16 protein-coding genes and 2 tRNA genes are annotated in these 19,261 nt (G+C 62.3%); 14 read left to right on the plus strand and 4 right to left on the minus strand.

Features of this window, described 5'->3' with window-relative positions:
• The first annotated feature begins 324 nt into the window (after positions 1-324).
• The 14 genes from hflB to pnp all read left to right on the plus strand — a co-directional run bounded on the left by hflB (position 325) and on the right by pnp (position 15,400).
• Positions 325-2,325 (plus strand): ATP-dependent zinc metalloprotease FtsH, encoded by a 2,001-nt coding sequence (hflB, locus tag FLM52_00810; protein ID NVN54362.1) that lies wholly within the window; start codon positions 325-327, stop codon positions 2,323-2,325.
• 495 nt (positions 2,326-2,820) lie between these two features.
• Positions 2,821-3,612 carry a dihydropteroate synthase gene (gene folP / locus FLM52_00815; GenBank protein NVN54363.1) on the plus strand — a complete coding sequence of 264 codons (792 nt, stop codon included), beginning with the start codon at positions 2,821-2,823 and terminating at the stop codon, positions 3,610-3,612.
• Entirely contained in the window at positions 3,609-4,958 is a 1,350-nt protein-coding gene (gene glmM / locus FLM52_00820) for a phosphoglucosamine mutase (protein ID NVN54364.1), read from the plus strand. Before folP ends, glmM begins: the two co-directional genes overlap by 4 nt.
• Positions 4,959-5,173: 215 nt before the next feature.
• Positions 5,174-5,920 carry a triose-phosphate isomerase gene (locus tag FLM52_00825; protein NVN54365.1) on the plus strand — a complete coding sequence of 249 codons (747 nt, stop codon included), beginning with the start codon at positions 5,174-5,176 and terminating at the stop codon, positions 5,918-5,920.
• A gap of 5 nt (positions 5,921-5,925) precedes the next feature.
• Positions 5,926-6,312, plus strand: coding sequence for a preprotein translocase subunit SecG (secG, locus tag FLM52_00830; protein NVN54366.1), 387 nt, complete (start codon positions 5,926-5,928; stop codon positions 6,310-6,312).
• Between the two features lie 62 nt (positions 6,313-6,374).
• Positions 6,375-6,461: transfer RNA gene (locus FLM52_00835), tRNA-Leu, on the plus strand.
• A 103-nt stretch (positions 6,462-6,564) separates the two neighbouring features.
• Positions 6,565-6,641, plus strand: a tRNA-Met gene (locus tag FLM52_00840).
• Positions 6,642-6,764: 123 nt separating this feature from the next.
• A complete protein-coding gene (gene rimP / locus FLM52_00845; GenBank protein ID NVN54367.1) occupies positions 6,765-7,223 on the plus strand; it encodes a ribosome maturation factor RimP in 459 nt (152 codons plus the stop codon).
• Positions 7,224-7,299: 76 nt separating this feature from the next.
• Positions 7,300-8,793, plus strand: coding sequence for a transcription termination/antitermination protein NusA (gene nusA, locus FLM52_00850; GenBank protein ID NVN54368.1), 1,494 nt, complete (start codon positions 7,300-7,302; stop codon positions 8,791-8,793).
• A 28-nt stretch (positions 8,794-8,821) separates the two neighbouring features.
• Entirely contained in the window at positions 8,822-11,260 is a 2,439-nt protein-coding gene (gene infB, locus FLM52_00855) for a translation initiation factor IF-2 (GenBank protein ID NVN54369.1), read from the plus strand.
• Positions 11,261-11,287: 27 nt separating this feature from the next.
• Positions 11,288-11,713 carry a 30S ribosome-binding factor RbfA gene (gene rbfA, locus FLM52_00860; GenBank protein ID NVN54370.1) on the plus strand — a complete coding sequence of 142 codons (426 nt, stop codon included), beginning with the start codon at positions 11,288-11,290 and terminating at the stop codon, positions 11,711-11,713.
• A complete protein-coding gene (gene truB / locus FLM52_00865) occupies positions 11,713-12,642 on the plus strand; it encodes a tRNA pseudouridine(55) synthase TruB (protein ID NVN54371.1) in 930 nt (309 codons plus the stop codon). Before rbfA ends, truB begins: the two co-directional genes overlap by 1 nt.
• Positions 12,643-12,740: 98 nt before the next feature.
• Positions 12,741-13,010, plus strand: a complete 270-nt coding sequence (rpsO, locus tag FLM52_00870; protein NVN54372.1) for a 30S ribosomal protein S15 — start codon at positions 12,741-12,743, stop codon at positions 13,008-13,010.
• A gap of 248 nt (positions 13,011-13,258) precedes the next feature.
• Positions 13,259-15,400 (plus strand): polyribonucleotide nucleotidyltransferase, encoded by a 2,142-nt coding sequence (gene pnp, locus FLM52_00875; GenBank protein NVN54373.1) that lies wholly within the window; start codon positions 13,259-13,261, stop codon positions 15,398-15,400.
• Positions 15,401-15,573: 173 nt separating this feature from the next.
• On the opposite strand, the gene FLM52_00880 is transcribed toward pnp, so the two are convergent.
• The 4 genes from FLM52_00880 to panB form a co-directional block, all read right to left on the minus strand.
• Complete coding sequence (locus tag FLM52_00880; protein NVN54374.1) at positions 15,574-16,755, minus strand: acetyl-CoA C-acetyltransferase; 1,182 nt, start codon at positions 16,753-16,755, stop codon at positions 15,574-15,576.
• Positions 16,756-17,060: 305 nt separating this feature from the next.
• Entirely contained in the window at positions 17,061-17,441 is a 381-nt protein-coding gene (locus FLM52_00885; protein NVN54375.1) for an aspartate 1-decarboxylase, read from the minus strand.
• Positions 17,442-17,563: 122 nt separating this feature from the next.
• Complete coding sequence (locus FLM52_00890; GenBank protein NVN54376.1) at positions 17,564-18,418, minus strand: pantoate--beta-alanine ligase; 855 nt, start codon at positions 18,416-18,418, stop codon at positions 17,564-17,566.
• A complete protein-coding gene (gene panB / locus FLM52_00895) occupies positions 18,418-19,209 on the minus strand; it encodes a 3-methyl-2-oxobutanoate hydroxymethyltransferase (GenBank protein NVN54377.1) in 792 nt (263 codons plus the stop codon). Before panB ends, FLM52_00890 begins: the two co-directional genes overlap by 1 nt.
• Positions 19,210-19,261: the final 52 nt, after the last annotated feature.

Below are 19,261 nucleotides of genomic sequence, written 5' to 3' on the forward strand. Positions count from 1 at the left end.
CTGATGCAGGCTGTCTATCGGCGCAATAGTCCATCGTCGGGCTTTAAGCAATGGTTGCCAGCCCCCATCTGGTGTAGTGTCGATATCATTGGGTCTTGAGTACGATGGGCCAGTGACAGCTCGGTGGGTTTCAATGCATTACCGATGCTGGCAGGCAAGTAGCACAATGCACGGCAAGCTTTGAGTGACTCGGTAGGCGAAGTGGCGCGTTGCGCTGACTTGATACCCCGCAGGCACGATCAGATAGCATGGCAGGCCACCACAAGACGGCAGTCGGAGTATTCACGGCATGCCAAGACAGATTCATGCAATGAGGGTGTCCCCTTGAACGACATGGCGAAGAACCTGATTCTCTGGTTGATCATCGCAGCAGTGCTGCTGACGGTGTTCAACAACTTCAGCGTCGATACCTCGCCGCAGGCGATGAACTATTCACAGTTCGTCCAGCAGGTGCAGAACGACCGGATCAAGAGTGTGACCATCGATGGTTACACCATTGAGGGGGAGCGGACCGATGGCTCCAGCTTCACCACCATCCGGCCGGCGGCGTCCGATCCCAAGCTGATGGATGACCTGCTTGCCAACAAGGTGGAGGTCATCGGCAAGAAGCCTGAGCAGCAGTCGCTGTGGACACGCCTGTTGATTGCCAGCTTCCCGATTCTGATCATTCTGGCCATCTTCATGTTCTTCATGCGCCAGATGCAGGGGGGCGGTGCCGGCAAGGGTGGTCCGATGAGCTTCGGCAAGTCCAAGGCCAAGCTGCTGAGCCAGGATCAGATCAAGACCACCTTCACTGACGTGGCGGGCTGTGACGAGGCCAAGGAAGAAGTCGAGGAGCTCGTCGACTTCCTCAAGGACCCCAGCAAGTTCCAGCGTCTTGGTGGTCAGATTCCACGTGGCGTCCTGATGGTAGGCCCGCCGGGTACCGGCAAGACTCTGCTCGCCAAGGCGATCGCCGGTGAAGCCAAGGTGCCGTTCTTCAGCATATCCGGTTCTGACTTCGTCGAGATGTTCGTCGGTGTCGGTGCCTCCCGTGTGCGTGATATGTTCGAGCAGGCCAAGAAGCAGGCGCCGTGCATCATCTTCATCGATGAGATTGACGCCGTCGGCCGTCACCGTGGTTCCGGCATGGGCGGTGGTCACGATGAGCGTGAGCAGACGCTGAACCAGCTGCTGGTCGAGATGGATGGCTTCGAGGCGAACGACGGCATCATCGTCATCGCCGCGACCAACCGTCCTGACGTGCTTGACCCCGCGTTGCTGCGCCCGGGCCGCTTCGACCGGCAGGTAACCGTCGCGTTGCCGGACATCCGTGGCCGCGAGCACATCCTCGGTGTTCACCTGCGCAAGGTGCCGATGGGCGATGATGTCGTGCCGGGCAACATTGCACGCGGTACCCCGGGCTTCTCCGGTGCGGATTTGGCCAATCTGGTCAATGAAGCCGCCCTGTTCGCCGCGCGTCGCAACAAGCGTCTGGTCGGCATGGAAGAGCTGGAGCTGGCCAAGGACAAGATCATGATGGGCGCTGAGCGCAAATCGATGGTCATGTCCGAGAAGGAGAAGCGCAACACGGCCTATCACGAGTCTGGCCACGCCATCATCGGCCTGGTGATGCCCGAGCATGATCCGGTCTACAAGGTGTCAATCATCCCGCGCGGCCGTGCGCTGGGTGTGACGATGTTCCTGCCGGAAGAGGATCGCTACAGCTACTCGCGTCAGCAGATCATCAGTCAGATCTGCTCGCTGTTCGGCGGTCGTATCGCCGAAGAGATGACGCTGGGCCCGAACGGTGTCACCACCGGCGCGTCCAATGACATCAAGCGTGCTACCGAGCTTGCCCACAACATGGTCGCCAAGTGGGGGCTCTCCAGCGAGATGGGGCCGATCATGTACGACGAGGACGAGTCCCATCAGTTCCTCGGTGGCCCGGGGCAGGGTGGTGGCAAGCTGAAGTCTGGCGACACCACCTCGCGTCTCGACAAGGAAGTGCGTCGTATCATCGACGAGTGCTACGCCAAGGCGCAGCAGATCCTGGAAGAGAATCGCGACAAGCTGGATGCGATGACCGAAGCGCTGATGACCTACGAGACCATCGATGCCGAGCAGCTGGCGGATATCATGGCCGGCCGCACGCCGCGTCCGCCGAAGGACTGGGGTGGCCCGGCGAGCGGCGGTGATGGTGGCCTGGTGGCCCCGGTCGCCGACACTCCGAAGGCGGAAGCGCCGGAAGCTCCCAAGGCGGATGATGACACTGATGGCGGTGAAGATGACGACAGCAATCGCCGTCACCCGTCTGATCCGCTGGGGGGGCCGAGCGGTCATTGATCTAGGTATAAGGGGCTCCCGATATCGCATGTGATGTTTGAGCCTTTGAAAGAAAAAACGCCCGACTGGCTTGCCAGTCGGGCGTTTTCTTGTCTGCAGCAGTGGTGGTCTGTGCCGCTGCAGCAATGACGCTGGTGAAGTTAAGGTGCTGCTGATGAGTGGCCTACGCCGTTGCGTGATGACGCCGACTCATGTCTCTGCACGGGCATTGTCAGCGCCATGTTGAGCGCGGGATGAAAGGTCTGGGCCAATGGCGTTGCCATCTTCTGACGCCCCGTGTGGCGGCCGTTCCACGCCTTGCGCGCCATGGGCTAGCTCTTTAAAGTGGTGCGCAATCATTTCTGACTGGGCTGCGAAGCCCCCTTCGCGCCTCTCTCGCCTGCATGGAATGCCATGACGAATTCTGCCTTGAGTGCGCCTCTCGAACCTCGAGTGGGCCATCTGATGTCACTGGAGTGCGCTGGACACCTTCTCGATCTCTCGCGTCCGCGGGTGATGGGGATTCTCAACGTGACGCCGGACTCCTTCTCGGATGGCGGTCGCAGCACGACCCTGGATGCCGCGCTGCGCAATGCCGAGCAGATGCTGGCCGATGGTGCCGCGATGATCGATGTCGGCGGTGAGTCGACGCGACCCGGAGCGACGCCGGTCAGCACCGAGGAAGAGCTTGAGCGGGTCTGCCCGGTGGTGGAGCGGCTGGTGAGCGAGCTGGGCGCCTTGGTGAGCATCGATACCAGCAACCCGCAAGTCATGCGCGAAACCGCACGGCTGGGGGCCGGCATGATCAATGACGTGCGTGCGCTGAATCGAGACGGCGCGCTGGAGGCCGCCGCTGACAGCGGGCTGCCCGTCTGTCTGATGCACATGCGCGGCGAGCCGGACACCATGCAGCAGGATACGCATTATGCTCAGTCCATCGAGCAGGAAGTCCGGACGTTCCTGGCGGCGCGTATCGCGGCCTGTGAGGCGGCGGGCATCACGCGTGAGCGACTGCTGCTGGACCCCGGCTTCGGCTTCGGCAAGTCACTGCAAGACAATCTGCGCCTGTATCACCGCATGGCGCAGTTGCATGAATTCAACCTCCCGCTGCTGATCGGCACATCACGCAAGAGCATGATCGGCAATGCCCTCGGGCGCGCGGTAGAGGATCGCTTGGCTGGTAACCTGGCACTGACGGCATTGGCCGTTCGTGACGGGGCCAGACTGTTTCGCGTTCACGACGTGGCCCCGACTGTCGACGCTGTCGACATGGCATGGGCCGTGCTACAGGAAGGCACGATACGATGAGTCGACGTTATTTTGGTACGGATGGTATTCGCGGCACGGTCGGGGAATTCCCCATCACGCCAGACTTCATGCTCAAGCTGGGCTGGGCGGCAGGCCGCGTATTCGCCCGTCACGGCCGTGGCAAGGTATTGATCGGCAAGGACACGCGCATCTCGGGCTACATGTTCGAATCCGCGCTCGAGTCCGGCCTTTCGGCAGCGGGTGTCGATGTGTCCCTGCTCGGCCCGATGCCGACGCCGGGGATCGCCTATCTGACGCGTACCTTCCGCGCCGATGCCGGCATCGTCATCTCGGCCTCCCACAACGCCTATCCGGACAACGGCATCAAGTTCTTCTCCGCGGCCGGCACCAAGCTGGACGATGCGCTGGAAGCCGAGATCGAAGCCGAGCTGGACCGCGACATCGTGATCGTCGGCCCGGATAGCCTGGGCAAGGCGTCACGCATCCAGGATGCGGCCGGCCGCTATATCGAATTCTGCAAATCCACGCTGCCGGGCCGTCTGGGCCTGCACGGCATGAAGGTGGTGCTGGATTGCGCGCATGGTGCGACCTATCACATCGCGCCAAATGTCTTCCGTGAGCTGGGTGCCAAGGTCAGCGTCATCGGCGGTGAGCCGGATGGCCTCAACATCAATCAGGGTGTCGGCTCCACGCAACCGCAGGCGCTGCGTGCGGCCGTCATCGAGCAGGGCGCCGATCTGGGCGTGGCCTTCGATGGAGATGGTGACCGCCTGATCCTGGTCGATGCCGATGGCCGTGTCATCGATGGTGACGACATCCTCTACATGATCGCGCGTGACCGTCACGAGCGCGGTGTGCTGGGCGGTGGTGTCGTCGGCACCCTGATGTCCAACTTCGGTCTGGCGGCTGCGTTGGAAGGCCTGGGAATTCCCTTCGAGCGCGCCAAGGTCGGTGACCGCTACGTCATCGAGCGTCTGGAAGCCAATGGCTGGCAGCTGGGCGGCGAATCCTCCGGTCACATCGTCTGTAGCCATATCCAGAGCACCGGCGATGGCATCGTCTCGGCGCTGCAGGTGCTGGCGATCATGGCGCGTGAAGAGTGCTCGCTCAGCGAATTGCTGGTCGGCTTCGAAAAGGCTCCCCAGGCGCTGATCAATGTGCGTCTGGCGCCGGGTTGCGACAACAAGGCGCTGATGGCGGCGGATGCCGTGCAGGCCGCCGTGGTCGAAGTGGAGCAGACGCTGGGCAACGAAGGGCGCGTGTTGCTGCGCCCCAGCGGCACGGAACCGCTGATTCGTGTCATGGTCGAAGGGCGTCCACACTTCGATGTCGATGCGCTGGCGGGTCAGATCGCCGCGACGGTCGAATCCAGCATGTCGGCGTGATGCGCTGACAGGACAGCTCGCCGGGGTGACGGTTCACGTCGCTGAGTGGTCGGGTTGCACAGGACGACAACAGGCGCCGAGTGCGCCTGTTGTCGTTTCTGGCAGTTGCCCCGAGCCTGATCGTGCCGGATCACGGGGCTTGACAGGGGTCGCGAAGGTTGTCAGTCAAGGGCGGCTCCATTACCATCCTCGCACTGCTCACAAGGGAGAAGCACATGCGTACACCGCTGATTGCCGGAAACTGGAAGATGAATGGTGATCTTGCCCTGGTCGATGAGTTTGCCCGGGGTCTGCAGGCGGCTGAGCTGCCGCAGGGCATTCAGGTGGCGCTGGCAGTGCCTTTCCCTTTTCTGAGCGCCGCTCGCGCGAGCATGCCTGTGAGCGTGGCGCTGGCGGGGCAGACGCTGAATCCGGCGAGCGAGGGTGCCTTTACCGGCGAAGTAGCGGGTCAGATGCTCAAGGATGTCGGTGCCGCGATGGTGCTGGTCGGGCACTCGGAGCGTCGAAGCCTGTATGCTGAAGACGATGCGGCGGTACTGGCGCGTGTCGAGGCGGCGCTTGCCGCTGGGCTCATACCGGTGCTGTGTGTCGGTGAGACGCTCGAGGAGCGTGAAGCCGGTGACACGGAGCGTGTCGTGCTGGGGCAGCTGGAGGCGGTGTTCTCCGCGCTCTCCGCCGATGCGCGCACGCGTCTGGTCGTCGCCTATGAGCCCGTCTGGGCCATCGGTACCGGGCGCACCGCCTCGCCCCAGCAGGCGCAGGAGGTCCATGCGGCCATTCGCGCGCGCCTGGCCGAGTGGTCTGCCTCGCTCGCCGAGGCAATGCAATTGTTGTACGGCGGCAGCATGAAGGCTGCCAATGCCGCCGAGCTGCTTGCGCAGCCGGATATCGACGGCGGTCTCGTGGGCGGTGCCTCGCTCCAGATCGACGAATTCCTAGCCATTTGCCAGTCTGCAGGTTGAATCTCATGCAAGTAGCCGTTCTGATGGTCCATGTGGTACTCGCGGTCGCGCTGATCGTGCTCGTCCTTCTCCAGCAGGGCAAGGGTGCCGAAGCTGGCGCTGCCTTTGGTGGCGGTGGTGCTTCCCAGACCGTTTTCGGGTCCAGCGGTAGCGGCAACTTCCTCGCGCGCTTCACGGGTGTTCTGGCCGCGGGCTTCTTCGCGACCTCTCTGACACTGGCCTGGTTCGCATCCAATGCCAACCAGCCGTCAGTCGAAGCGGGTATTCCGAATGCCAGCGTGATCGAGCAGCAGAAAAATTCACTGCCATCACTTGACGACTCCGAGGAAAGTGTGGAGAATACGTCGCCAGTGCTTGAGGAAAGCGGCAACGCAGACCAGCCAGCACTCTAAGGAATTCAAGGCGTTGACTTTGAATTCTTCCGGGTAACGTCTCAGGCGATACCCGCCCCCGTGCCGAAGTGGTGGAATTGGTAGACACGCTATCTTGAGGGGGTAGTGACCTTACGGTCGTGGGGGTTCAAGTCCCCCCTTCGGCACCATCTTGTTAGATCGATTGGCAGTCTGGACGCAACTCTGCCACCTTGGAAAGACGTCATTCCTTGACCTCCTTTTTCGGTGACATTACCATCGTCCGACTATTGTTGCGGGGTGGAGCAGTCTGGTAGCTCGTCGGGCTCATAACCCGAAGGTCATCGGTTCAAATCCGGTCCCCGCTACCAAGTTTCTTGAAAGGCCCCTTCCTATGAAGGGGCTTTTTGTTAGCACCAGTGCCAATCAGCCACCTAGCTCTCTTCTCTACTCCCGGTCAGGTGCCTGATGCAACTGCTGTAGGAGCCTCGTCTGTGTCAACCAAGGACGCTGCGCTTAACGCGCTTATCGATCCAGTCGTCTCTGCTCTGGGCTTCGAGCTCTGGGGTATCGACTATCTCTCCCAAGGCAAGCAGTCCCGTCTGGTGATCTATATCGACCATCCCGATGGCATTACCGTGGACAACTGCGCAAGCGTCAGTCGTCAGGTGGGTGCCGTACTGGATGTCGAAGACCCTATTACCGGTCAGTTCCAGCTTGAAGTCTCGTCTCCAGGCATGGATCGTCCGTTGTTCACGCTTGACCAGTACGAGCGCTACATCGGTCACGTGGTGGCACTGCGACTTCGCCAGGCCTTCGATGGCCAGCGCAAGTTCCAGGGGCTGGTGACTGGCACCGAAGACGGTGATGTCGTGATCCGGGTCGATGAAGAAGAATACTGCTTTCCCATTGAAAGCATCGACCAGGCACGCATTGTGCCGCAGTTCAAATAACTGACGTTGTCGGCACACCGCTCGCGTTGCGAGCCCGGGTCGATGCGCAAGGACAGGTTTCTGGCGAGGCAAAGTCATGAGCAAAGAGATTCTGCTGGTCGTTGACGCCATCTCCAACGAGAAAGGCGTGCCGCGGGATGTGATTTTCGAAGCCGTCGAAGCGGCATTGGCTTCGGCGTCACGCAAGCGTTTCGATCAGGAAGAGGCGGATATCCGCGTCAAGATCGATCGTGTCACCGGTGATTACGCGACCTACCGTCGCTGGACCGTCGTCGAAGACGACGAGTTCGAGACGCCGGACTACGAGATCAAGGCCAGCATCGCCGAACAGCGCGAAGAGCCGCTGGCGCTGGGTGCCGTGGTCGAGAAGCAGATCGAATCCGAAGCGTTCGGTCGCATCGCTGCACAGACCGCCAAGCAGGTCATCGTGCAGAAGGTGCGCGAGGCAGAGCGTGCGGAAGTGGTGCGCCTTTACGCCGAGCGTGAAGGTGAGCTGGTCGCGGGTATCGTCAAGAAGACGACACGTGATGGCCTCATCATCGATCTGGGCGACAACGCCGAAGGCTTCCTGCCGCGCGGTGAGATGATTCACGGCGAGCGCTACCGCTTGAACGAGCGGGTTCGTGCCCTGCTGTGGAAAGTCGACGCGGATGCTCGTGGTTCTCAGCTGATCCTGTCGCGTACGCGTCCTGAGCTGATCATCGAGCTGTTCAAGATCGAAGTCCCGGAAATCGCCGAGCAGCTGATCGAGATCAAGGGGGCTGCCCGTGACCCGGGTTCGCGCGCCAAGATCGCGGTCAAGAGCAACGACAAGCGCATCGATCCGATCGGTGCCTGTGTCGGCATGCGTGGTTCACGCGTGCAGGCCGTGTCCAATGAACTGCGTAACGAACGCGTGGATATCATCCTGTGGGATGACAATCCTGCCCAGCTCGTCATCAACGCCATGGCACCGGCAGATGTCGGTTCCATTCTGGTCGACGAAGACACCCATTCCATGGATGTCGCTGTCGCTGCGGACAACCTGGCCCAGGCCATCGGTCGCAGCGGTCAGAACGTTCGTCTGGCCAGTGAGCTGACCGGTTGGCAGCTCAATGTCATGACCGAGGCGGAAGCCGAGGGCAAGCGCGAGCAGGAAATCGACAGTTTCGTCGAATATTTCATCACTCATCTCGAGATTGAAGAGGATCTAGCCCGTGTCCTGGTGGACGAGGGCTTCACCTCACTCGAGGAAATCGCCTATGTCCCGCTCGAGGAAATGCTCGAGGTCGAGGGCTTTGACCAGGATCTGGTCGAGGAGCTGCGCGCTCGGGCCAAGGATGAACTGCTGAATCTCGCCATCGCCACTGAAGAGCAACTGGACGGCGCACAGCCGGCCGAAGACCTGCTCAACATGGAAGGCATGGAGAGTCATCTGGCATACATCCTGGCCAGCAAGGGTATCGTCACCATGGAAGACCTTGCTGAGCAGGCCATCGATGATCTGAAAGACATCGAAGGCGTCGACGAAGAGCGAGCAGCGGCGTTGATCATGACCGCCCGCGCGCCCTGGTTCGCAAGCGAACAGTAACTAGGTCACGGGCTCAGGAGGGTCGTACATGTCAGAAATGACAGTCAAAGAATTCGCCAAGAAGGTGGGCCGCGAGTCAGCCCGCCTACTGGAACAGATGCACGAAGCGGGTCTGAAGCACAAGTCAGAGAACGACGCCGTCTCTGAGGTCGACAAGCAGAAGCTGCTGGATCACCTCACCAAGAGCCACGGTGGTGGCGCCGCTCCGGCAGCGCCCAAGAATCGCATTACCCTGACCCGCAAGACCAAGTCTCGTATCAACACGGGCGGCGGTCGCGGCAAGTCCATCGAGGTGCAGGTGCGCAAGAAGCGTACCTACGTCAAAGAGGACGAAGAGCAGGCTGCAGAAGCCCCGGCTGCTGCACCGGCTGCCGCTGCTGAAAAGCCGGCGGCTGCGCCGCAGCGTGAAGAGCGTCGTGGCAATGACAACCGCCGCGAAGAGCGTCCACGTCAGAGTGCACCGGCTGCTGTCGCTGCACCGGTCGCCGACGCTGCGCCGGAAGTCAATGCGCCGCCGAAGGAGCCGCGTGGTGATGCACCGCGTCGCGCCAAGACTGCGCCGCGTGATGACTCACGCGATCGTCGCGAAGCCCGTGAAGATCGTAGCGAACGCAAGCGTGGCGGGGCCAAGAAGGTCAAGCGCGCCGAGCGTCGCGGTGGTCGTCGTGGTGGCCGTGATGCCAACCGTCAGCCGCCGAAGCCGGTTCAGACCTTCGTCCGTGAAGTCTCCATTCCTGAGTCTATCTCAGTGGCAGACCTCGCCGACAAGATGGCCGTCAAGGCGTCTGAAGTGATCAAGACCATGTTCAACATGGGCGCTGCGGTCACCATCAACCAGACGATCGATCAGGAAACCGCGACCATCGTGGTCGAGGAAATGGGCCACACGCCCAAGCTGATCAAGGATGACGCACTCGAGACAGCCGTTCTCGAAGGCATCTCCTACGAAGGTGAGCAGATCACCCGCGCGCCGGTCGTTACCGTCATGGGTCACGTCGACCACGGTAAGACCTCGCTGCTGGATTACATCCGTCGCACCAAGGTCGCCACAGGTGAGGCAGGTGGTATCACCCAGCACATCGGTGCCTACCACGTCGAACACGACAACGGCGACATCACCTTCCTGGATACTCCGGGCCACGCGGCGTTCACCGCCATGCGTGCTCGTGGTGCCAAGGCGACCGACGTCGTCATCTTGGTGGTGGCTGCCGATGATGGCGTGATGCCGCAGACCATCGAGGCTGTCGAGCACTCCAAGGCCGCGGGTGTCCCGATGGTCGTGGCGGTGAACAAGATCGACAAGCCGGGTGCTGATCCGGACCGCGTCAAGAACGAGTTGTCCCAGCACGGTGTCATCTCCGAGGAATGGGGTGGTGATACCCAGTTCGTCCACGTTTCCGCCAAGACCGGCGAGAACATCGACGCGCTGCTCGAAGGTGTCCTGCTGGTCTCCGAAGTTCTCGAACTTCAGGCCGTGCCGTCCGCGCCGGGTAAAGGCGTCGTGGTCGAGTCCCGTCTCGACAAGGGCCGTGGCCCGGTCGCGACCGTGCTGGTCCAGAACGGTACGCTGAAGAAGGGTGATATCGTCCTCGCCGGCCTGCATTACGGCCGTGTGCGTGCGCTGGTCAATGAGCTCGGCAAGCAGGTCGATTCCGCGGGCCCGGCCATGCCGGTCGAGATCCAGGGGCTGGGTGGCACGCCGGACGCCGGTGAAGAGTTCACCGTGGTTCCGGACGAGAAGAAGGCGCGTGAAGTCGCCAACTTCCGTCAGGGCAAGTACCGCGAAGTGCGTCTGGCACGTCAGCAGAAAGCCAAGCTGGAGAACATGTTCTCCCAGATGGGCCAGGACGAAGTCGCCAAGGTCAACGTCGTCCTCAAGGCCGACGTGCAGGGGTCTCTGGAAGCCATCCGTGGCGCGCTGGAAGAACTCTCCACCGAAGAAGTCAAGGTGGCCGTGGTCTCTTCCGGTGTCGGTGGTATTACCGGTACCGATGCCAACCTGGCACTCGCTTCCGAAGCGATCCTGGTCGGCTTCAACGTCCGTGCTGACGCCTCCGCGCGTGAGATCGTCGAGCGTGAGGGTCTGGATCTGCGCTACTACAGCGTCATCTACCAGCTGATCGACGAAGTCAAGCTGGCCATGTCCGGCATGCTGGCTCCGGAATTCCGCGAGCAGATCGTCGGTGTCGCCGAAGTGCGCGATGTCTTCAAGGCTCCGAAGATCGGTGCGATCGCCGGTTGTATGGTCGTCGAAGGCACCATGTACCGCTCCAAGCGCATCCGCGTGCTGCGTGACAATGTGGTCATCTATGAAGGCGAGCTGGAGTCCCTGCGTCGCTTCAAGGATGACGTCAACGAAGTCCGCAACGGCATGGAATGTGGTATCGGCGTCAAGAACTACAACGACGTGCAGGTTGGCGACAAGATCGAGGTGTTCGACCAGATCCAGGTCGAGCGCACGCTCTGATAGCGCCCCTGCAAGGAGAGATCACGGATGCGTGAATACAGCCGTACTGACCGCGTGGCGGACCAGATCCAGCAAGAGCTCGCGCTGTTGATTCAGCGCGAGGTCAAGGACCCGCGCCTTGGCATGCTGACGGTCAGCGCCGCCAAGGTCAGCCGCGACCTGTCCTACTCCGATGTCTACGTGACCCTGCTGGGTGACGACAGCCCGGAACGCATCAAGGAGAACCTCGCCGTGCTCAAGCGCGCGGCAGGTTTCCTGCGCTCCCAGCTGGCGCGCACCATTCAGCTGCGTCATGTACCGGAACTGCGCTTCCATTACGATGAGAGCGTCGTTCGTGGCCATCACCTGTCCTCGCTGATCAACGATGCGGTCGCCGACGATCGCAGGCGCAGTGCAGAACGTGGTGATGACGACAGCGAAGACGGTGCCCCGGGCACCACGCCGGACGCCTGATGGGCCGTCGTCGTCGCGGCTTGCCGATCGATGGCGTACTGTTGCTGGACAAGCCCAAGGGCATGTCCAGCAACTATGCGCTTCAGAAGGCTCGTCGCCTCTACCAGGCGCAGAAGGCCGGTCATACCGGCACGCTCGACCCGATGGCGACCGGCTTGTTGCCGGTCTGCTTCGGGGAAGCGACCAAGTTCTCCTCGCATCTTCTTGAGGCAGACAAGGTCTATCGGGCACGGATCAAGTTTGGCCAGGTCACCGATACCGGTGATGCGGAAGGCACGGTGATTCGCGAGCGGGAGATTCCCGAGATTGCGCAGGCCGAGCTGGACGCGGTGCTGGACAGGTTCCGTGGCGAGATAGATCAGGTACCGCCGATGTACTCCGCGCTCAAGCACCAGGGACGTCCGCTCTACGAGCTGGCACGCCAGGGGGTTGAAATCGAGCGTGCAGTTCGTCGCGTTACCATCTACAATATGTCGCTTCTTGCGCGGCACTCCGATGGCATCGAGATCGAAGTGGCGGTCAGCAAGGGTACCTACATACGCAGTCTGGCCGAGGATATCGGCGAGGCGCTGGGCTGTGGAGCCCACCTCACGGCACTGCGTCGTCTCAAGACGGGCCCGTTCACGGGTGATGCCATGCTGGATTTCGAGCGCCTCGAGGCGCTGGCTGATCAGCAGGCACGTGAAGGCGTTCTGTTACCTGTCGACATCCTGCTCGATCATCTCCCGCGTCTCGACATCACTGCCGAGATGGCGCGGATGATCTTGCGTGGTCAGCAGGCCGAAACGACGACAGGGTCGCTGGAAGTGGATTCCCTGGCTCGTGTGTATCAGGACCAGCAGTTGCTCGGGCTGGTCCGGATTGCGGCGGAGGGCGTCATCGCTCCTCGCCGACTGCTCAGTTCTGCCGTTGAGGCGGCGGCTGGGTGAGCTGATTGCGGCCTCGCCGCAAGCCGCATGAAGACTGCAAATATGCGTGGTCTTCGACATTTCCAATCTATCAAGCATATTGCTTACTGGAGAGACAGATGGCACTTACCGCTGAGAAGAAGGCTGAGATCGTTTCCGAATTCGGCCGTGGCGAGAACGACACCGGTTCCCCGGAAGTTCAGGTTGCTCTGCTGAGCGCCAACATTGATGGCCTGCAGGGTCACTTCAAGGCCAACAAGCAGGATCACCACTCCCGTCGTGGTCTGATCCGCATGGTCAACCAGCGTCGCAAGCTGCTTGACTACCTCAAGCGCAAGGACTTCGAGCGTTACACCGCTCTGATCCAGCGTCTGGGTCTGCGTCGCTAATCAGCGATGTTGCCGCCATGTACTTCGGTGCATGGCGGGCCCCCGGTGGGCACAGGAAAACCGACACTGCCTGCGGGCGGTGTCGGTTTTTTTGTGCCTGATACCGAGGTGATCCGAGCTTCAGGACTGAGGTTCGACCCTCGCCGCAGCCCGCTTGTCGCGTGGGATCCACTCGCTTTTCATTGCCTGTGACGCGCTTTACCATGAGCGCTTGGCATCGATGACTATCAGATTAAAGGACATGCGCCGTGAACCCGGTAACGCACAGCTTCCAGTACGGTAATGACACCATCACCCTCGAGACCGGCCGCATCGCGCGTCAGGCGACCGGTAGCGTGATGGTGACCATGGGCAATACCTCGGTGTTGTGCACCGTGGTGGCCAAGGCGTCGCCGAAACCCGGCCAGTCCTTCTTTCCGTTGTCGGTCCACTATCAGGAGAAGGCCTACGCGGCGGGGCGTATCCCCGGCGGCTTCCTCAAGCGCGAAGGGCGTCCCACCGAGAAGGAAACCCTGACCTCACGCTTGATCGACCGTCCGATGCGCCCGCTGTTTCCCGAAGGCTTCATGAATGAGGTGCAGGTGGTCTGCACGGTGATGTCGGCGGAGCGCAATGTCGACCCGGACATCGCGGCACTGCTTGGCACCTCAGCAGCGCTTTGTATCTCCGGAGTACCCTTCGCTGGCCCCGTGGGCGCGGCGCGCGTCGGCTTCAGCGAGCAGCGCGGCTACTTCCTGAATCCCGGCTACAGCGAACTGGCGCATTCCGAGCTGGATATGGTGGTAGCGGGTACCGAGAAGGCCGTGCTGATGGTCGAGTCCGAGGCCCAGGAGCTGCTGGAAGACGAGATGCTCGGCGCCGTGCTCTATGGTCATCACGAGATGCAGAAAGCCATCACGGGGATCGAGACGTTCGCCGCCAAGGTCAATTGTCCCAAGTGGGCGTGGGTGCCGCAGAATCTCGACCGCGTGCTGGTCGAGGCGCTGGAGCAGAGCTTTGCCACCCAGATCGGTGATGCCTATCGCCTGAGTGACAAGATGGCGCGTCAGGACAGCCTGTCGGCGCTCAAGGCGCAGGCTATCGACCTGCTGGGCGCCGAGGATGATGCGCGCTTCAGTGTCGAGGCCGTCGCCACGGCCTTCGCGGCACTCGAGAAGCGTATCGTGCGTCAGCGCGTGATCGCGGGCGAGCCGCGTATCGATGGTCGTGATACGCGCACCGTGCGCCCGCTGGACCTGGCGGTGGGTGTGTTGCCCAAGGCGCATGGCTCGGCGCTGTTCACCCGTGGCGAGACCCAGGCGATCGCCACTGCCACCCTGGGGACCACGCGCGACTCACAGCTGATCGAAGGGCTGTCCGGCGAGAAGCAGGATCGCTTCATGCTGCACTACAACTTCCCGCCCTACTGCGTCGGCGAGACGGGCTTCATCGGTGCGCCCAAGCGGCGTGAGATCGGTCATGGGCGTCTGGCGCGTCGAGGCATCGAATCCATGCTGCCGTCGCTGCAGGCTTTCCCCTACGCTATCCGTGTCGTCTCCGAGATCACCGAATCCAATGGTTCGAGCTCGATGGCATCCGTATGTGGCGCCTCTCTTGCGCTGATGGACGCCGGTGTGCCGCTCAAGGCACCGGTCGCGGGTATCGCCATGGGGTTGGTCAAGGACGCCAATGGCGTCGCGATACTGACCGATATCCTCGGCGATGAGGACCACCTCGGCGACATGGACTTCAAGGTCGCGGGGACCGCGGAAGGCGTGACCGCGCTGCAGATGGACATCAAGATCGAAGGAATCGACGAGGAGATTCTTGAGCAGGCGCTGGAACAGGCCCTCGAGGCACGCCTGACCATCCTCGCGCAGATGAATGAGGTACTGGCCGCCAGTCGCCAGGAAGTCTCGGACAATGCCCCGGCGATGCTGTCGCTGAAGATCGCTCCCAACAAGGTGCGTGACGTGATCGGCAAGGGCGGCTCCACCATCCGCAAGATCTGTGAAGAGACCGGCGCCAATGTCGATCTCGACGACGATGGCAGCGTGCGCATCTATGCCGAGCACAAGGCGCAGGCACAGGCGGCTGCCAAATATGTCGAGGGCATCATTGCCGAGGCCGAGATCGGCAAGCTCTATGCCGGCAAGGTGGCGCGCATCGCCGACTTCGGTGCCTTCATCACCTTCATGCCGGGCACCGATGGCCTGCTGCACATCTCGCAGATCGTCGAGGAGCGCGTCAATGACGTACGTGACTATCTCAACGAAGGCGATGAGGTGGTGGTCAAGGTGCTCGACATCGACAACCGCAATCGCGTCAAGCTGTCGCTGAAAGAGATCAGCGAAGAAGAGAAGGCGGCCTTTGCCGCTGCTCAGGCTGAAGAGGCCGCCGCTCAGGACTGACAGATCGTCGCGGATCGTCCCCGCCCCGGTCTTGCCTGCTCTGCTTGAGAGGCGCACCTTCCCTTCCGGGCAAGAGAAAGCCCCCGCCGGGTCACTGGCGGGGGCTTTTGCATATCTCCCTGCTCGAGATTGCGCGAGCGGCGGGAGCTCAGGCGGTCGGCAGGTGTGAGCGATCAGCTGCGCTCGATGGCCAGCGCGACACCCTGACCGCCACCGATGCACAGGGTCGCCAGACCCTTCTTGGCATCACGCTCGATCATCTCGTGCACCAGCGAGACCAGCACACGGCAGCCGGAGGCACCGATCGGGTGGCCGAGGGCAATGGCGCCGCCATTGACGTTGACCTTGTCGACATCCCAGCCCAGCTCCTTATTGACCGACAGGGCCTGGGCGGCGAAGGCTTCGTTGGCTTCGATCAGGTCGAGGTCTTCCAGGCTCCAGCCGGCCTTCTTGAGGCACAGGCGAGTCGCCGGTGCCGGGCCGATGCCCATGATCTTCGGATCAACACCCGCGTTGGAGTAGGCCTTGATGGTCGCCAGCGGCGTCAGACCCAGCTCGCGTGCCTTGTCGGCGGAGCACAGCATGACCACGGCAGCGCCGTCGTTGAGCGCCGAGGCATTGCCGGCGGTGACGGTGCCGTCCTTCTTGAAGGCCGGGCGCATGCCAGCGAGTTTCTCGGCCGTGGTGCCGGCGCGCGGGTTCTCGTCGGTATCGAACACGATCGGGTCGCCCTTGCGCTGCGGAATCTCGACCGGGACGATCTGGCCCTTGAAGCGGCCAGCTTCGATGGCTGCGCAGGCTTTCTGCTGAGAGGCGGCCGCGAAGGCGTCCTGGGCTTCACGGGTGATCTCGTATTTCTCGGCCAGATTCTCGGCGGTGATGCCCATGTGGATGTCATTGAAGGCATCCCACAGACCGTCGTGAACCATGGAATCGATCGCCTTCCAGTCGCCCATGCGCTTGCCGTTACGCGAGTTGGGCAACACGTGCGGAGACAGGGACATGTTTTCCTGACCGCCCGCCAGAATCAGCTCGGCATCGCCGCAACGGATGGCCTGGGTGGCCAGGTGCAGCGCCTTGAGGCCAGACCCGCAGACCTTGTTGATGGTCATGGCGGGCACGCCTTCCGGCAAGCCTGCCTTGATGACCGCCTGACGTGCCGGGTTCTGACCGCATCCTGCTGTCAGCACCTGGCCCAGAAGCACTTCATCGACCTGATCGCCACTGACGCCCGTGCTGGCGAGGATATCCTTGATGACATGTGCGCCGAGATCCGCGGCGGAAATGCCAGCCAGGCTGCCACCGAAGGCGCCTACGGCGGTACGACGGGCTGCTACGATCACCACATCCTGCATCTGAACGCTCCTGTTCTCTTGCGAGACTGTCTGAGTCAATTGGCTGCGACTATGGCCATGCCATCAAGCGGGCGAGGCGCAGTCCTGCTGAGGTGAGATTCCAGCATAAGGCAGTTTTGTGCGGTGCGGCAATCGCCAAAGGGCATCTCCAGTGTCAGCCTTTAGCCATACGTATTGGTTGCCCAGACGGCACGACGCCAGCGCTGCGGACAAGCAGGGCTGGCGTCGTGTTGGAGCGCTCGCGGCAGGCTCGAGGCCTGAATCATCAGCCCTCCGGGCGTAGAGCAGCAGGCAGCAAGGCGTGCTCAGGCCATCTGGACCGGGATGGCATTGGCTGTATGGCTGACCTCGTTGCCTTCCATCAGGTAGACCATGGAGGGCTTGTGCGCGTCCAGTTCGCTCTCGGCATAGTTGGCGAAGGCGCAGATGATCACGCGGTCGCCGACGTCGGCCTGGTGGGCTGCGGCGCCGTTCACCGAAATGATTTTCGAGCCTTCTTCGCCGCGAATGGCGTAGGTGGTGAAGCGCTTGCCGTTGTCCACGTTATAGATCTGGATCTGTTCGTACTCACGAATGCCTGCCATGTCGAGCAGGTCGCCATCGATGGCGCAGGAGCCCTCGTAGTTGAGGACGGCGTGAGTCACGCGGGCCATGTGCAGCTTGGCCTTGAGCATGATGGCTTGCATCAGGATGTCTCCAGTTGAGCGCCGCCGGGCGCAGATCTAGGCCCTGGGGTCAGGGCCATGGCGCGCATGGCGTGGCGGACAGTGCCACGCCAGGGTGCAAGGCGGCGCAGTCTAATCAGGCATCAGGCCACCGGCAAGGCGACCTTCAGGTTATCGAGCAGGCGTGTACGGCCCAGGTGTGCGGCGACCAGAATCACCGCCTCGCGCGTGTCATCCTCGACTGGCCCCAGGTCAACCGCGCGGCGCAGTTCGAGGTAGTCCGGCTTGAAGCCGCTCTCGCTGATGACGGCCAGGGCCTCGCGTAGCGCCACATCGCGTGCCACGCCCTGCTCAAGACGAGCTTTCAGGGCATCGAGGCACTGCTTGAGACGCGGCGCGATGGCGCGCTCCTGCTCACTCAGGTAGCCGTTGCGTGATGACAGCGCCAGACCATCCTCTGCACGCACGATGGGCACACCGATGATCTCGATGCCGAAATGCAGGTCGCGGTTGAGTTTGCGGATCACTGCCAGCTGCTGGAAGTCCTTCTCGCCGAAACAGGCGACTTCAGGGCGTACCAGATTGAACAGGATGCTGACGACGGTGGCGACGCCATCGAAGTGCCCCGGACGGTTGCCGCCGCACAGGCCTTCGGAAACGCCCGGCACCTGCACGTTGCACAGTCCGTCGCGACCCGTGGGGTAGAGTTCCGCCGTCGAGGGGGCAAACAGCAGGTCACATCCTTCGGCGGCCAGCGCATTCTTGTCGGCCTCGAGAGTGCGCGGATAACTGTCGAGGTCTTCGCCGGGGCCGAACTGCAGCGGGTTGACGAAGATGCTCGCGACGACCATGTCGGCGTGGCGGCGCGCTTCACGGACCAGCGACAGGTGGCCGGCATGCAGATTGCCCATGGTCGGCACCAGGGCGATACGCAGGCCATCGCGGCGTGCCTGGGCGAGTTGCTCGCGCAGGGCGTTGATCTGGGAGACGGTTTTCATCAGAAGCCGTGCTCCGGCGCCGGGAAGCTGCGCGTCTTGACCGCCTGGTGGTAGGCGGCGAAGGCCTCCTGCACGCTGCCGGCATCGCTCATGAAATTCTTGACGAAGCGCGGCTTGCGCCCGGGCGTCAGGTCGAGCATGTCGTGCATGACCAGGATCTGGCCATCGACGTCCACGCCGGCACCGATGCCGATCACCGGCACCTCGACGGCATCACGAATGCGCGCGGCCAGCTCGGACGGCACGCATTCGAGCAGGATGATGGCAGCACCTGCGGCTTCCAGCGTGCGGGCATCGGCGATGATCTGCTCGGCGCGGGCCTCGTCGCGACCCTGTACCTTGTAGCCGCCGAAGGCATGCACGTGCTGTGGCGTCAGGCCCATGTGCACGCAGACCGGTACACCACGCTGGACGAGCGCGGTGACGGCATCGGCCAGCCAGGCTTCGCCTTCGACCTTGACCATCTCGGCACCGGCACGCATCAGACGCGCCGCATGATCGAGCAGGATGTCGGTGCTGGCATTGCTCATGAAGGGCAGGTCGGCCATCAGCAGGCTGCCTTGCTTGCCACGTGCCACGGCGGCGGTGTGGTAGCAGATGTCATCGATGGTGACGGGCAGGGTGCTGGTATGGCCCTGCAGGACCATGCCGAGAGAGTCGCCGACCAGCAGCACTTCAATGCCGGCATCGCTGGCAAGATGAGCAAAGGTGGCATCGTAGGCGGTGAGGCAACTGAACGTCTCACCATCGGCCTTGAGGCGGCGCAGGGTGCTCAGGGTGACGTTTTTCATCGGGACGCTTACTCGTTGCGGCGCGTATGACGCGGCTGCCCGTGGCGTCGAG

This window comes from bacterium Scap17 (assembly GCA_013376735.1).
Classification (GTDB): Bacteria; Pseudomonadota; Gammaproteobacteria; order Pseudomonadales; family Halomonadaceae; genus Cobetia.

Excerpts from the sequence above, each read along its gene's own strand:
- folP (NVN54363.1), top strand. The coding sequence starts at position 2,821 with ATGGGGATTCTCAACGTGACGCCGGACTCCTTCTCGGATGGCGGTCGC.
- glmM (NVN54364.1), top strand. The coding sequence starts at position 3,609 with ATGAGTCGACGTTATTTTGGTACGGATGGTATTCGCGGCACGGTCGGG.
- FLM52_00825 (NVN54365.1), top strand. The coding sequence starts at position 5,174 with ATGCGTACACCGCTGATTGCCGGAAACTGGAAGATGAATGGTGATCTT.
- secG (NVN54366.1), top strand. The coding sequence starts at position 5,926 with ATGCAAGTAGCCGTTCTGATGGTCCATGTGGTACTCGCGGTCGCGCTG.
- nusA (NVN54368.1), top strand. The coding sequence starts at position 7,300 with ATGAGCAAAGAGATTCTGCTGGTCGTTGACGCCATCTCCAACGAGAAA.
- infB (NVN54369.1), top strand. The coding sequence starts at position 8,822 with ATGTCAGAAATGACAGTCAAAGAATTCGCCAAGAAGGTGGGCCGCGAG.
- rbfA (NVN54370.1), top strand. The coding sequence starts at position 11,288 with ATGCGTGAATACAGCCGTACTGACCGCGTGGCGGACCAGATCCAGCAA.
- truB (NVN54371.1), top strand. The coding sequence starts at position 11,713 with ATGGGCCGTCGTCGTCGCGGCTTGCCGATCGATGGCGTACTGTTGCTG.
- rpsO (NVN54372.1), top strand. The coding sequence starts at position 12,741 with ATGGCACTTACCGCTGAGAAGAAGGCTGAGATCGTTTCCGAATTCGGC.
- FLM52_00880 (NVN54374.1), bottom strand. The coding sequence starts at position 16,755 with ATGCAGGATGTGGTGATCGTAGCAGCCCGTCGTACCGCCGTAGGCGCC.
- FLM52_00885 (NVN54375.1), bottom strand. The coding sequence starts at position 17,441 with ATGCAAGCCATCATGCTCAAGGCCAAGCTGCACATGGCCCGCGTGACT.
- FLM52_00890 (NVN54376.1), bottom strand. The coding sequence starts at position 18,418 with ATGAAAACCGTCTCCCAGATCAACGCCCTGCGCGAGCAACTCGCCCAG.
- panB (NVN54377.1), bottom strand. The coding sequence starts at position 19,209 with ATGAAAAACGTCACCCTGAGCACCCTGCGCCGCCTCAAGGCCGATGGT.